This is a genomic window from Deinococcus roseus (genome assembly GCF_014646895.1).
GTDB classification, from domain to species: Bacteria; Deinococcota; Deinococci; order Deinococcales; family Deinococcaceae; genus Deinococcus_C; species Deinococcus_C roseus.
The window spans coordinates 1-13229 of sequence record NZ_BMOD01000039.1; the positions used below are offsets into that span (position 1 = coordinate 1).

14 protein-coding genes and 1 pseudogene are annotated in these 13229 nt (G+C 58.6%); 2 read left to right on the plus strand and 13 right to left on the minus strand.

Annotation, left to right across the window (positions count from 1 at the left end):
* Window positions 1–240 (minus strand): transposase (locus IEY52_RS24605; protein WP_189008667.1); only part of this gene is annotated, 240 nt, incomplete at its 3' end.
* A 56-nt stretch (window positions 241–296) separates the two neighbouring features.
* On the opposite strand from IEY52_RS24605, the gene IEY52_RS27140 reads away from it, so the two are divergent.
* Window positions 297–458 (plus strand): transposase, encoded by a 162-nt coding sequence (locus IEY52_RS27140; protein WP_189008670.1) that lies wholly within the window; start codon window positions 297–299, stop codon window positions 456–458.
* Window positions 415–525 (plus strand): annotated as a pseudogene (locus IEY52_RS27145) (hypothetical protein); the annotation flags it as partial. The gene IEY52_RS27140 and the pseudogene IEY52_RS27145, both read left to right, overlap by 44 nt.
* Before the next feature lie 135 nt (window positions 526–660).
* Here the strand turns inward: IEY52_RS27145 and IEY52_RS24620 are convergent.
* From IEY52_RS24620 to IEY52_RS24670, 12 genes are all read right to left on the minus strand, one after another.
* Window positions 661–3654 (minus strand): Tn3 family transposase, encoded by a 2994-nt coding sequence (locus tag IEY52_RS24620; protein WP_189008673.1) that lies wholly within the window; start codon window positions 3652–3654, stop codon window positions 661–663.
* A gap of 189 nt (window positions 3655–3843) precedes the next feature.
* Window positions 3844–5097: a multidrug effflux MFS transporter gene (locus tag IEY52_RS24625; RefSeq protein WP_229684963.1), complete on the minus strand. Its 1254-nt coding sequence runs from the start codon at window positions 5095–5097 to the stop codon at window positions 3844–3846.
* Window positions 5098–5164: 67 nt separating this feature from the next.
* Window positions 5165–6127, minus strand: coding sequence for an AraC family transcriptional regulator (locus IEY52_RS24630; RefSeq protein ID WP_229684964.1), 963 nt, complete (start codon window positions 6125–6127; stop codon window positions 5165–5167).
* 184 nt (window positions 6128–6311) lie between these two features.
* Complete coding sequence (locus IEY52_RS24635; RefSeq protein WP_189008676.1) at window positions 6312–7223, minus strand: DMT family transporter; 912 nt, start codon at window positions 7221–7223, stop codon at window positions 6312–6314.
* A 31-nt stretch (window positions 7224–7254) separates the two neighbouring features.
* The gene (locus tag IEY52_RS24640) at window positions 7255–7608 is read right to left on the minus strand and encodes a cyclophilin-like fold protein (protein ID WP_189008679.1); all 354 of its coding nucleotides are present in this window, start codon (window positions 7606–7608) and stop codon (window positions 7255–7257) included.
* Between the two features lie 54 nt (window positions 7609–7662).
* Window positions 7663–8046 carry a DUF2255 family protein gene (locus tag IEY52_RS24645; protein WP_189008682.1) on the minus strand — a complete coding sequence of 128 codons (384 nt, stop codon included), beginning with the start codon at window positions 8044–8046 and terminating at the stop codon, window positions 7663–7665.
* Between the two features lie 12 nt (window positions 8047–8058).
* The gene (locus tag IEY52_RS26840) at window positions 8059–8250 is read right to left on the minus strand and encodes a cupin domain-containing protein (RefSeq protein ID WP_229684966.1); all 192 of its coding nucleotides are present in this window, start codon (window positions 8248–8250) and stop codon (window positions 8059–8061) included.
* Entirely contained in the window at window positions 8240–8458 is a 219-nt protein-coding gene (locus IEY52_RS26845; protein WP_229684967.1) for a cupin domain-containing protein, read from the minus strand. Before IEY52_RS26845 ends, IEY52_RS26840 begins: the two co-directional genes overlap by 11 nt.
* Window positions 8459–8638: 180 nt before the next feature.
* On the minus strand, window positions 8639–9547 hold the full coding sequence (locus tag IEY52_RS24655) for an aldo/keto reductase (protein ID WP_189008686.1): 909 nt from the start codon (window positions 9545–9547) through the stop codon (window positions 8639–8641).
* Between the two features lie 36 nt (window positions 9548–9583).
* Window positions 9584–10426, minus strand: coding sequence for an aldo/keto reductase (locus IEY52_RS24660; protein WP_189008689.1), 843 nt, complete (start codon window positions 10424–10426; stop codon window positions 9584–9586).
* Window positions 10427–10512: 86 nt separating this feature from the next.
* Entirely contained in the window at window positions 10513–11256 is a 744-nt protein-coding gene (locus tag IEY52_RS24665; protein WP_189008692.1) for an SDR family oxidoreductase, read from the minus strand.
* A 683-nt stretch (window positions 11257–11939) separates the two neighbouring features.
* Window positions 11940–12932 carry an aldo/keto reductase gene (locus IEY52_RS24670; RefSeq protein WP_189008695.1) on the minus strand — a complete coding sequence of 331 codons (993 nt, stop codon included), beginning with the start codon at window positions 12930–12932 and terminating at the stop codon, window positions 11940–11942.
* Window positions 12933–13229 lie beyond the last annotated feature (297 nt).

The window sequence follows — 13229 nt, forward strand, 5'->3', positions numbered from 1 at the left end:
GGCTTGAGCCGGATGAGGTGAAAGCTTCAAGTCCGGTTCTGAGGGGGCGGGGAGACAGCAATGTTTCCCTGCTACCCGACCAACTTCAGTTTTGGCCTGACTGACCCAGCTGTGCAGTCGGCTGTAGGAGATCCCCAAGTCCAGGGCGGCCTTTGTGACCGTCATGCCCTCACGGGTAGCGAGCTGAACCGCTTGTTGTTTGAACTCTGGGGTGTATTCGGTTGCTTTTTTGCGTGCCATGAACTTGATAAGGTTTTGTTGACGCTCAGTTGATCCCGCAGAATGGGAGAAGACTTATGCGCAAAACGCCCACCAAATATACCGCAGATTTCAAGCAGCAGGCCGTCCAGCTGGCCCTGCAGCCAGATGTGACTCAGAGCCGGGTGGCCGCCGACCTGGGCATCCCTAACCGACAGTGGGGTGGGGATTGCCGAGGAACACCAGGAGCGGGTGTTTGAGCGTTTCTTCCGGGTGGACCCTTCCCGGCAGAGCACCGGAAACCCCGGAGGCACCGGGCTGGGGTGAATGCCAAGATTGACGCTATTCCGGCTTACCCTGACTCAGAAAAGGTTTATCCGATCCTGTGAGTCTCAAATCTCATTATACCCAAAGGGTTTCGAAACTATAATTCAGAGACGGGTTATGAGAACACCTGAATTCTCACTTCTTTTTCAGTCTCAGGGGCAAGAATTCCCCTTCCAGAGGCAAATCCTCCTGACGCCACACGTAATCCCCTGTCAGGTTGATGTGCTCAAAGCCCAGAGGTGAAATCCTCTGCAGAATTTCATCGGGTATTACTGTACCCTCAGCCTCCAGATGCTCAATGGCCCGCTGCAGGTACACTGTGTTCCACACCGTCACCATCGACACCAGCACATTCAACCCACTTGCCCGCTTCGCCTGATTCGTCACATCCCGGGCACGCAACTCCCCCAGGTTGTTGAAAAACAGGATCTTCTTGAGTTTGTTCAGCGCCTCCCCCTTGTTCAGGTTCCAGTTCGACCTGCGCCGCAACTCCGGATCCTTCCACCACGACAGCATGAACAGGGTCCGATAGTACTTGCCCAGTTCGGTGATTGCCCGGTACAAACTGTTCTTGCGGCTGTAAGAGGAGAGTTTCGCCAGAATCACCGAGGCCGTCACATGCCCCGCCCGAATCGAAGTCACCACCCTGAGGATTTCTTCCCAGTTCGCCCGGATCAATTCCACGTCGAGTTTTCCGCCCACTGAAGGTCTCAAAACCTCAAAGTCCATCTTCTCTGGCGTGAAAATCTTGTGGTCCTTCATCCCCTTGATCCTCGGCGAAAACCGGAACCCCAACAGGTGGGTGATGGCAAACACCGGGTCGGTAAACCCGTGCGTATCCGTGGTGTGCTCCTCGATGCGCAAATCGCTCTGGTGGTACAGGAGGCCATCCACAATGTGCAAGGCATCCCGGTCCGTGGAAGCAATCACCTTCACAAAAAAGGGACTGTACTGGTCCGACACATGGGTGTAGAAGGTCAAACCCGGCTCCCTGCCATACCGCCCATTGAACACCCCCGACCCCTCAGCTTTGTGGGAGGTTTTGAACCGCTGACCATCTGAAGACGAGTGGGTGCCCTCCCCCCAGTGCCCAGCCAGAGGCTGCTGGAGTTGAAAGTTGGTCAGTTCGGCCATGGCCGCCAGGTAGGTGTCCTCTCGAACGTACCACTCGTGCAACCAGATCAGTTTCTTAACCTTGGTGCGGCTGGACGCCTGGGCCATCTTGGCCAGACCCAGGTTGGTGCCTTCCGCCAGAATCACGCTGTACAGCAGGTGCAGGTCCTCGGCCACATTCCCCAGGTTCAGGTGGGTGAACACCTTGCTGGTCTTCACCCGGCGTTCAATCTCCAACAGCAGGGAGGTGATCTTGATGGGCGGAACCATGTCGTACAGCACTTCCGACCACGCTTCAGCCGCATCCGCCAGTTCCTGTTCCCGCTTCAGGGGCTCCACAATTACCTGACCATGCTCCACCCGCACCTCTGGCAGATCCCCCAACTTCTGTGCACGGTCGGTGGCCACCAATTCTTCGCGCAGCCCCTTGCTGCTCTCCTCCCAGAATTCATCAAAAGACAGGGGAACCAGCGGAGGAAAGGTCTTCAGGGACGCCCGCCAGCGGTCTTTGGGCAGCAGGTAGGCTTCAAAATCACAGAATTTCTTGCTGTGCTCCACAAAAATGTCCCCTGAACGCAAAGCAGCAGAGAGTTCATTCAGCACGCACAGTTCGTAATACACCAGGTCGATGCCCCTGTCCGTGAACACGTACCTTTCCCAACGGCCAGACACAAAAGACACCGGGACCTGAGCAGGCAGTTTGCGCTTCTTGCCCAATCTGGCCAGCATTCCCAGAGCTTCCAGAAGGTCTTTGCTGGTGCTGGAGGCCTGGAATTCGAAGGAAAAGAGCATCTTCCGGGCATACTTCCTGAACTTCCGGTACTGGCCTTTCAAAAGATGCATGCTGTCCAGCATCTTCTGCTCGGTGACATTCCGGGAAGCCTCCATCACCCGGATCAGGTCCTCCCAGGAAATCAAACCCTCAATCTCTGGCAGGGGATTTTCCCCGGTTTCTTTGGCCGCCACGAGGATCTTGCCGATGGTGTACGTCAAATTCAAAGACTCGGTGATGGTCGTCTTATGGGACAGGATTTTTACCAGGTGCTCCTTCTCGCACCGATTGAAACTCCCCAGCATGATTTTGCGGTGGTCTTCCAGGATGCGGTCGGTGAGGGTTTCTTCTGCATCCATCAAAATCACCGCAATCATGGCATGGCGGCGCATCGGCTCGAAATCCGAGAGCTGGTAGGTGTCCAGGGTGCGGCCCTCCCGGGTCAGTTTGTCCATGCGGTTCTTGGCAATGAACTCCCTGGCCTGCCAGGGGAGCGGGAGGTCCCTGAGCCTCTTCAGTTTCTCCAGGCACTTCAAAACGTTCTCTCCACTGGCTTTCACTGGCAAATCCCTCAGCCAGCCCAGCGTGGTGCCTTTCCCCTTGCGGTACCCGGGATCAGGCAACAAGAGCGCATCAAGCTTCGCCAGGTGAGGGTCCCTGAGGGCCATGGTGAGGATCTGGAAAGCGAAATTCCGGGCGAACACCAGCGCCTCCTGAATCAGGCTTTCCAGCACCGTGATTTTCGGCATCAGGATGCGCCTCTTCCGGAGTTCCTCCACCAGGTCGATCATCAGAGGAAACCACATGTCGGTGTGGTGAGCCCGGTCATGCATAAACTGCAGTAACTCCTGGCGGTGCTGGATCTGGAAGGACACGTAGCCCAGGTGGTTCTTGATCCTGTGGGTGTGCTCCTTGCCGTGTTTCCTCCAGTTTTTCTGGTACGTCTGGAATAAACCTGGATCACAATCCAGCTGCAGGGCAACTTCAGAGAGAACCACCTCTGGGACGGTCACGGTCATGGCATTTCTGCCAATGTGCCGCATCACGGTGATCAACACCGCCACCCCGAGTTTCTGGGCTGGGTCTTCCATGTCAGAGAGCAGCCGGAGGTCCGGGCCGGAGAGTTGATAGTACCTGCCGAGCACGAAATCATCTACGTCCGGGAACTTCAAGAATTCCTGCCGCTGGGTGGAAGTCAGGCTGGGCAGCGGTGCATCCCGGGTCGTCAGGGCAATGTGCTTCACCGTTCACCCTGACGCATCACCTGTGCAAGAACCACAAGGACAGGAGCACCGGGTGCGCCCCTGTCTGAAACTGAGTAAAACACTGTGCGTGCTGGCACCCTGCTCAACCCTCCACCAACACCCCGGTCTTCAGGCACACAACGCTGGATCTGGCCTCCCATGCCAGGTTTCATTTGGCCCACACTCCTTTTAGTGGCCAGAGGATGGCGGCATTGGCCCACCTACGGGGTCCCCTGCCATCCTGCCTCTGCCCGCCAGCAGCAAAAAAGTCAGGGCGACCACGGAACATCCGGCCAGCACCGCAAGAACAAGCGGGCCGTCCAGCAAGCCCACCACGGTCCCGGCCAAGCCTCCCACCAGGAACTGTGAGGTGCCAAGCAAGGCCGATGCGCTCCCGATGCGCTCTTTCACATGCCCCATTGCCAGGGCAGGCAGGTTTGGCATGGTGAACCCCATCGACACCATCAAGAAGAAGAACAGGGTGGCCACCGCAATCAGGCTGTGAATGCCGAGTACAGACAGGATGAACAGCACCACACACACTGTCACGTTCAACAGCACCCCAAAAAGGCCCAGCTGAAACAGGGAAAAGCGGTTGAGAAGCACCCGGTTGAGCTGTGAGGCCCCCATCAAGCCCACTGCATTCAGCCCGAACAACATCCCGTACAGTCCAGGACCAACATGCAGGGTCTCCATGTAGATGCTGGAAGAGGCGGTCACGTAAGCGAACAGTACTCCGAACACCCACCCAATCGACAGCATGAACAAGAGGTACGGACGGTTTTTCAACAGCACCAGGTAGTTGTCCAGGGCGTCCCTGAGGCGCACGGTTTTGCGTTCCTCACGGTTGGAGGTTTCTGGTAAAAAGACCACCAGCACCGCCATGACCACCCCGAGGATGGAGAGGCCCCAGAACACCACCTGCCAGGGGAACTTCGTGAGGATCACTCCACCGAGGGCCGGACCGATGATGGGTGCCAGTCCGGACACCAGGCCCAGCAGACTGAAACGCCGTGCGGCTTCCTTGCCCTGCCACAAATCCTGCACCATCGCCATGGTGATCACCGCTCCGGCAGATCCTCCCAGGGCTTGCAACAGGCGACCCAGCATCAGGACCGTCAGGCTGGGGGCCACAGCACACATCAGTGACCCCACCGTGTAAACGGCAAGTCCGACCAGCAGGGGTTTCTTGCGCCCATGCTTGTCGGTGAAGGGTCCGTAGACTGCCTGACCCACCGCCATCCCCACCAGGAACACCGCCAGGGTGAGTTCAATGCTGCCGACACCCACATGCAGATCCCTGGCGACTGCAGGGAAGGCTGGAAGGTACAGATCCACCGTGAGGGGGGTGGCCCCCTGCACAATCCCCAGGATCACCATGAACAGCAGTGGGTTCATGGTCAATAGAGCAGGCTGTTTTTCAGAAGGTTTGATGTTCATCATGTTCGACTCCAGGCAAACCACATCCCTCCCCGGGTTGGCAGACCAGGAGCAGGGTGTGCAAGGGGTTTCAATTCAAGGGGCTGGTGGCCGGGCCTTCCAGGCGCAGGAAAGCAATGTCCTTGAGGGGGGTGCGGCCAAACTGACGGCTGTACTCCCGGGAGAACTGGGAGACACTCCCGTACCCCACCTCTCTGGAGGCGGTGGTGGCATCCATCCCGGAGAGCATCAGCCGCCTGGCTTCCTGCAACCTGAGGACCTTCTGGTATTGCAGGGGGCTCAGGCCCGTCACTTCCTTGAAGTGCTGGTGGAAGGTGGTCTGGCTCATGTGCACTTTTCTGGCAAGGTCTTCCATGCTGAGGGCCTCATTGAAGTGTGCCCGCACCACATCGATGGCCCTGGAGATGCGCTGCACGCTGGATTCCCCCTGGCCCAGCATCGCCAGCCTCACGCCCATCGGGCTGCGCAAGAGCCTGAGGAGGATCTCATCCAGGATGGGACCGGAAAGCAAGGCCGCCTCACGGGGTTCCTCCATGAGTTCCAGCAGGCGGATGGCCGCATTCACAATCTGGGCGCTGGCTTTGCCCAGAAACAAACCCCGTTCGGAAGGCCCTTGAGGCAAGCCGTGCGGGTAGGCCAGCTGGGCCAGTTCCGCAACCCGCACGGAATCCAGTGCAAGGGTCATGCACAAAAAAGGATGGTGCTGGGAGGCCTGGGTGACACGGGAAGAGATCGGCAGGTTCACCGAGACGCCCAGCATGTGCAAGGGATCGTAAGTGAAAACCTCATTGCCCAGAAACACGGATTTTGAACCTTGCGCGACAATGCAGACTTTCGGCTGGTACATCACGTGGTACAGGTCGTTGTTGATGCGCGACGCCCGGGTCACCTGAACCCCGGGAATCGGCAGTGAGAACTCACTGTCGTAGGGGGCATGGGTCTGGATCAGTTTGGAGAGCCTTTGCAGGTCCTGCTGTTGCGGTTCTTGCAGAGGCACCTGGGCCGGGGTGAGGCTGGGTTTGCTTTCTTTCACTTTCCCTTCCTTTCCAGCGGGCCAGGGCAACGCTGCGGGGGATGGTTTCAGTGTAAGGGTGGGAACCACAGAATTTTTGCCTGATTTGACGGATTTTTCACCTGATCCTGCGCATTTCAGGATGGGCACAAAAGGCGTGCCCTTAAGGAAGAACGTTCAGGAGTGCAATTTCACCACAACATCATCAGGGTGATTTTCCTCGCCACTTGCCAGCCCTCTGGCCCAGCACCGCCATCCCCACCCCGGAGAGGGTGATCACCCCCATGCCGGTGAGCGCCAGTGCATCAGGCAGGTGATGGAACACCAGGAACCCAAAAATCCCCTCAAACAGCAGTTGCAGGTAAGACAGGGGGGCCATGATGGAAGCTGGAGCGAACTGGAACCCCAGGGTGAACAAAAAGTGCCCCAGTCCGGCACAAAGTCCCAGCCCCAGGAACAGCATCAGGGTGGTGGGGGTCAGGGGACTTCCACCCCAGTTGAACAGGGCCATCACCCCGAAAATCAGGCTGCCAACCCAGGCGGAATGGACCAGCAACTTCACCGGGCCTTCCTGGCTGAGGCTGCGGGAGAGGAGTTGATAAACCGCAGTTGAGACAGCACACAACAGGGCAAAGAGCACCCCGAGGAGGTCCAGGTTCCCGGTGGGTCTGGCGATGAGGACCACCCCGACGAAACCCACCAGGGCCAGCAACACCTGCAAAAGGGAGATGGGCTCTTTGAGGAATCGGGCCGCCAACACCACCACCATCAGGGGGGCCGTAAAAACAAGGGCAATGGATTCTGCCAGGGGCATGCGCTGCAAGGCCAACCCCAAAAACAGGGTGGCGAATACCAGAGACAGGGAACGCACCAGGACAGGAAAAGGCCTGCTGGGACGGAACACCTGGGTGCCCATGCGAGGGGTAACCACGGCCAGCAGCAGGAACAACTGGAGGGTGTACCTCGCCCAGGCCACCACCGGGACCGGGTAGTGGTGGCTTACGGTGAGCACTTTGGTGAGGGTGTCCAACGTGGCCAGCACCAGCAGGCCCAGGGTGTACAGCAAGAGGCCCTGGGCCAGACGGGAAGGTGGAGTGGATTGAGAAGATTCAGCCATGGCAAACCCACATCAGGGAGCCAGACGGCTTTCAGTCCAAGCGTTCAAAGGTCACCTGCACGTCCTCAGGGGCCAGCAGGGTGTCTGGCAAGGAGTCCAGCACGCCCAGGGGAATGATGTCCGTCCCCAGGGGTTCATCTCCTTTGCGGTACAGGAGGGCCAGGTTGGGACCCGGGGGCCAGTAAATGATGTCTCCGGCCTGATATTCCTGGGTTTTGGGGCCTTCGGCGGAGAGTTCACGGGAGAGGTTCAGCACTTTCTCCCGGGCGAACATGTCTTTCATGCTCACCGTCAGCGGCAGCAAGGTCAAAAAGTCCTGTGCGGTGGGGTGGTCTTGCAGGGTGGCGGTGGTGGATGTGCCAGCAATGGTGACCTGGATTTTCATGGGAGGTGCTCCTTTGCAGGGATGTTGAGTTGTGGACAGATGATTTTCACTTGATTACGGTGCGTTCACTCTGGGGAGGATGCGAACGGTGGCTTGCCGGGCCTGTGGTCGGAGCATGGAAGACAGGTAAGGGTCACCCTGGTATTTCAGGCGGTAAGCAGTATCAATCTTATCCTGGAGGATGTCTTCCACGGGCTCGAAAATCACTTCATGGGTGCGATTAGCGGCCTGGATGCGTCCGGTTTTGTGTTTCAACGCGGCCTGGTACCAACGGGAACGGATGCCATGGTAGGCACGGACGTAGAGTTGCCCGTCCACTTGCACATTCCAGATCCAGGTGGGGGTGCCATACGTCACCCCATCGTCCCGGTGGGGGGCAACCTGCAAGTCGTCTTTTTCGGTGATGCTCTGGAGTTCTGCTGCTGGCCAGTGGGTCATGCATTTTCCTCCTTACCGGGATTGCCCCTGATGTTCTTCGTCTGTGACGTGCTCCAGCCACTCCACAGCTTTGCCGTCCAGGCTTTCTTGAATGGCGATGTGGGTCATGGCTGTGTGGGCACCCGCTCCGTGCCAGTGTTTTTCACCCGCAGCAAACCACACCGCATCGCCAGGGTGGATCTCCTGAATCTTCTCACCCCACACCTGCACGGGTCCTTTGCCGGAGACTCAGGATTTGCCCGAGGGGGTGGGTGTGCCACGCGGTGCGGGCTCCCGGCTCCAAAGTCACGGTGTTTCCAGCAGCGCGAGCAGGTTCTACCGGCTGAAAGAGGGGGTCAATGTGCACCTGACCGGTGAACCAATCCAGGGGGCCTTTGCTGGAGGGTCTTGTTCCTGTGCGTTTGATGTCCATGCTTTTCTCCTTTGACCAGGGCAGGGAAACTCCAGGGGTGGCGCAGAGGCTGCGCGGGCTGGTTCTGGAGGAAATGGTCCCAGCAATGCGGGGGACCACAATGCCAGTGTGCTCGATCCGTGACGTGTGCTGGACACGTTTGGTGATGTTTGCGGGTTGCGGCATCGCACCGCCGGGCCGTCAGGCCTCGGGAATCGGAAAGGAATGCTGTTCAAGGGTGATCCGTTCGGGATCCGGGCCGCCGCGCACACCCGTGTCCAGCGAATCAATGGCAGCCAGCTCCTCAATGGACAGCTTGAAGTCGAAGATCTCGAAGTTTTCCACCATGCGCGCCGGCGTGACCGACTTTGGAATGGCAGAGCGGCCCTGTTGAAGGTGCCAGCGCAGCATCACCTGCGCCGCCGACTTGCTGTGCGCCTCACCGATCGCCTGCAGAACCGGCTCGTTGAGGGTGTTTTTGAGGTAATCGCCCCAGCCGGGGTAGAAGGTGATGCCACCAATCGGTGACCAGGCCTGGGAAAGAATGCCGAGTTCCTCATTTTTCGCCAGCACCTCCGGTTGCCGGAAGTAAGGATGGACCTCCACCTGATTGACGGTGGGAACCACAGACGTCTCGGCCAGCAGGCGGTCCAGGTGGTGCGGCATGAAGTTGCTGACACCAATGGCCCGCACCCGGCCATCCAGGAACAGCCTCTCCAGCGCCCTGTAGGCGGCGAGGGTTCGTTCAAATGCCGTGGGCAGGGGTTGGTGCAGAATCAACAGGTCGATCTGGTCGACGCCGAGCTTGAGGGCGCTTTTGTGGAATGCGTGCAAGGTCGCCTCGTACCCGTAATCACTGATCCAGACCTTCGTCTCGAGGAACACCTCCGAGCGGTCCAACCCCGAGAGGCGGATTGCTTCGCCGACTTCGCGTTCGTTGCCGTAGCCGGCTGCGGTGTCAATGTGCCGGTAGCCTGCACGCAGCGCTTCTTGCACTGCGGTGACCGTCTGCTTCGGCGTCGCCTGAAACACCCCGTACCCGAGTGCCGGGAGTTCGACGCCGTTGTTGAGGGTGAAGGTGGGAATGGCCGATGTGTGGGTTCGTGTCATGGTGCCAGCTCCTGACAGGGCACAGGGCCCGGAGGGTCAACCGAGGGTGAGAAGGAGCTCAAGCATTCGGGGGTCCTGATGGGTGAAGCCCGCAAGGACCTGCTGCCGATCGACGGCCAGGATGGCCTGCATTTCGTCCTGGGTGAGCTGGAAGTCGAACACGTCGATGTTCTCGCGCAGGCGCTCGGGTTGCGTGCTTTTCACGACGACCGGAATGTCACGCTGGATGAGCCATCGCAGGATCACCTGCGCGACCGTCTTGCTGTGGGCTTGCGCGATCCTGATGAGCGTGGGGTGGTTGAAGACGTCCTGGTGGGCCTGAGCCAGCGGACTCCAGGCCTGAAGCACCGTGCCGTGCTGATGCATGAGGGCCTGGGTGGCCATTTGCTGGTTGAGCGGGTGCGTTTCGAGTTGGTTGACGGCGGGCACAGTCCGGTGGTGGGTGACCAGGTCGAAGTACCGGTCCGCAAAGAAGTTGGACACCCCAATCGCCCGAATCCGCCCTTCGTCCAGCAGGGCTTCCAGCGCTTCCCACGCCCTGTAAAAGTCGCCGAACGGCTGGTGAATGAGGTAGAGGTCGAGGTAATCGAGCCCCAGGTTGTCCAGCGAGACCTGGAAGGCTTCCCGGGTCTGGGTGGGACCGTGATCCTTGAACCAGAGCTTCGTGGTGATGAACAGCTCCTCGCGGGGCACACCCGCCTCTGCCAGAGCGGCGCCGACAGCTTTCTCGTTGTAATAGCGGGACGCGGTGTCGATCAGCCGGTAGCCGCTTTCCAGGGCAGCGGGCACAGCCGCGCGCACCTGCTCGTCGTTCATCTGGAACACGCCCAGGCCGAGTTTGGGCATCTCCACGCCGTTGTTGAGTTTGATGTATTCCATGTGGCTTCTCCTCGGGGTGGATGCCGTGGTGCGAACACCTCGGCGTTCTTGGGGTCGTCCAGTGCCTTTCAGGTGGCTGGGCCGCTTCACCAGGGTTGTGCTGTGGGCCCCAGGGTGAATTCATTGACGTTGGTGTCCTCGGGCTGGTCGATGGCGAAGGCCACCACATTTGCCACCCGGTCCGCTTCAATGGCGTAACGCTCGTAGAGGCCTTTCATGGCCTCTGCTGCCCCTTCATGGGTGATGTCTTCGAGCAGCTCGGTGTGGATGGCAGCAGGGGAAATGGTGGCGGTGCGGATCTTCGTGCCTTCCTGGGCGGACTCCATGCGGAGGACCTCCATGAAGTTGCGCACAAACCATTTGGTGCCTCCGTACACCGCTCCTCCAGGGTAACTTTTGAGGCCAGCCACCGATGAGGTGGTGATGACGTGCCCGGACTTTTGCTCCAGGAACGTGGGCAGCGCAGCAGCGACACCGTTCAGCACACCTTTGATGTTGATGTCCACGGTCTGGTTCCACTCCTCCGTTTTCAGGGCAGAGAGGGGAGCGGTGGGCATGATGCCTGCGTTCAGGAAGATCACATCGACCTGACCGTAGGTCTGTTTCGCCAGTTCCACAATGCGGGTGTTGTCTTCCATGCTCCCCACGTCCATCACCTGGTAGATGGCCTGGCCGCCGCTGGCCTGAATGTCTTGCGCCAGCCGTTTCAGCTTCGCTTCACGCCTTGCGCCCAGCACCACTTTTGCCCCTTTGCGGGCGAGCAGTTTTGCGGTGGCTTCACCAATGCCGGAGGAGGCTCCGGTGATGATCACAACTTTGTCCTGAATCATTTTTGCTCCTTGTTGGCCTGCCTGGCTTCTTCTCGGGTTCACCCCTCAGGGGGTGTGAGACCGAGAAGAAGCTGGTTTCGATGTGTAGGGTTGCATTGGGGGTTTGGATGCCGCAACTGCTTGCTGAACACCACTGTATTCGGGATGGTCCCAGAGAAATAGCACATTTTTTCGGATTTTTTGCCTGATTTGACAGGGACACGTCCAGTTCTTGTCTCCTGGAGATGTCAGTGGTTGGATCAGGTTAGTGAGAGCGTCCAGGGAATGGCTTTGGGATTGGATTTTGCTGGGCTGGCGGAGCCATGAGGTTCATCGTTTGATGCGTTCAAGGGGATCTGTTGAGCCTGTGCTCTGGTGTGCAGCACCCACCCATCCGGGTTGATGAAGAAGGCCATGAAGGCCAGAAACACGTTGGAATCAGGGGCAGCACGAGACCGTCTGCCTGACAGTGCCTCCGGTGATGTTTGGGTTCCAGACGATGGGCTTGAGAAAACGCCAAGGGCAAATACTCCAGGGTGGTCAGGACAGGCACCCTGAATGGCATGGCACACCCATCCACTTTGTGGTGGGTCAGGGTGACCTCAGTCTCCTGGAAGAAGCACCAACCTGCACCTGTCTGTTTGACGGGTGCAGAGCTGAGATCGTCAATTGATCAAGGCTGCTGTTTTGACGGGTGGTCAGGTTCAGCGTTCAGTCAGGCGTTCCATGGCTTCCGGATACCGTGCGCCCAACACCTTGATTTCCGAGAGGGCTGCCTGGATTTGTTCGAGGTCTCCAGGGGTCAGTTCCACATTTACCGCGCCCAGGTTTTCTTCCAGTCGCTCCACCTTGCGGGTTCCTGGAATCGGCACAATCCAGGGTTTCTGAAAGAGAAGCCACGCCAGGGCAATCTGAGCAGGGGTGGCCCTTTTCTGGCCAGCCAGGTCCTGCAGCAAGTCCACCAGCCGCTGGTTGGCCTCACGGAATTCCGTTTGAAAGCGGGGAATGGTGTTGCGGATGTCCCCTTCGGCAAACGTGGTGGAAGTGTCGATCTTGCCCGTCAGAAAGCCTTTGCCAAGGGGGCTGAAAGGCACAAAGCCAATTCCAAGTTCTTCCAGGACCGGAAGAATGTCTTGTTCCACCGTGCGGGTCCACATGGAGTATTCACTTTGCAGGGCCGACACGGGCTGCACCGCGTGTGCCCGGCGGATGGTGCCCACCCCGGCTTCCGAAAGGCCAAAATGCCCCACTTTCCCTTCCTGAATGAGTTCCTTCACCGTTCCAGCGACATCTTCAATCGGCACATCAGGGTCGACCCGGTGCTGGTAGAACAGGTCAATGCGGTCCACCCGAAGGCGATTCAGGGATTGTTCTGCCACCTGCCGGATGCGTTCTGGACGGCTGTTGAGGCCGGTAAACCCTGCAGAACCATCGTCTTTCAGCTGAAAACCGAATTTCGTGGCGATCACCACCTGACCTTTGTAGGGAGCAAGGGCTTCACCGATCAGTTCTTCGTTGGTGAAAGGCCCGTAGACTTCTGCAGTGTCAAAGAAGGTCACCCCACGTTCCACAGCAGCCTGCACAATTCGGATGCTCTCTGCCTTGCTGCCGGATGGCCCGTAGGATTGGGTGATGCCCATGCAGCCGTAACCGAGGGCGGAAACTTCCAGACTTTGTCCAAGGGTGCGTTTTTTCATGGTGCCTCCAGAAGAAAGCGGGTGGTGTTGGGCGATCTCAGCCAAGTATAGGGGGCAAACCCTGAGTCAAAGTTGCCCAATCGTGCGGATTTTTAGCTTGATCTTCCACATTTTCCTCATTCTCCTGGGAACTGCAAGCGATCAGGTGAAAAGCTGCAAAACCAGGCAAACATTTCCACAGGTCGTGCTTTGCGCTGCAATCATGAAGATCTGGCCTGGGTTCTCCAGGCTGAGGAGTCCGGCATGACAAACCTTAAATCCCTTACGCTGTGCAGACCTGTGCCTGTGAGACTGCCC

Coding starts and splice junctions, on each gene's coding strand:
- IEY52_RS26845 (WP_229684967.1), bottom strand. CDS start 8,458: ATGGACATCAAACGCACAGGAACAAGACCCTCCAGCAAAGGCCCCCTG.
- IEY52_RS24640 (WP_189008679.1), bottom strand. CDS start 7,608: ATGAAAATCCAGGTCACCATTGCTGGCACATCCACCACCGCCACCCTG.
- IEY52_RS27140 (WP_189008670.1), top strand. CDS start 297: ATGCGCAAAACGCCCACCAAATATACCGCAGATTTCAAGCAGCAGGCC.
- IEY52_RS24665 (WP_189008692.1), bottom strand. CDS start 11,256: ATGATTCAGGACAAAGTTGTGATCATCACCGGAGCCTCCTCCGGCATT.
- IEY52_RS24645 (WP_189008682.1), bottom strand. CDS start 8,046: ATGACCCACTGGCCAGCAGCAGAACTCCAGAGCATCACCGAAAAAGAC.
- IEY52_RS24635 (WP_189008676.1), bottom strand. CDS start 7,223: ATGGCTGAATCTTCTCAATCCACTCCACCTTCCCGTCTGGCCCAGGGC.
- IEY52_RS24660 (WP_189008689.1), bottom strand. CDS start 10,426: ATGGAATACATCAAACTCAACAACGGCGTGGAGATGCCCAAACTCGGC.
- IEY52_RS24670 (WP_189008695.1), bottom strand. CDS start 12,932: ATGAAAAAACGCACCCTTGGACAAAGTCTGGAAGTTTCCGCCCTCGGT.
- IEY52_RS24625 (WP_229684963.1), bottom strand. CDS start 5,097: ATGATGAACATCAAACCTTCTGAAAAACAGCCTGCTCTATTGACCATG.
- IEY52_RS24655 (WP_189008686.1), bottom strand. CDS start 9,547: ATGACACGAACCCACACATCGGCCATTCCCACCTTCACCCTCAACAAC.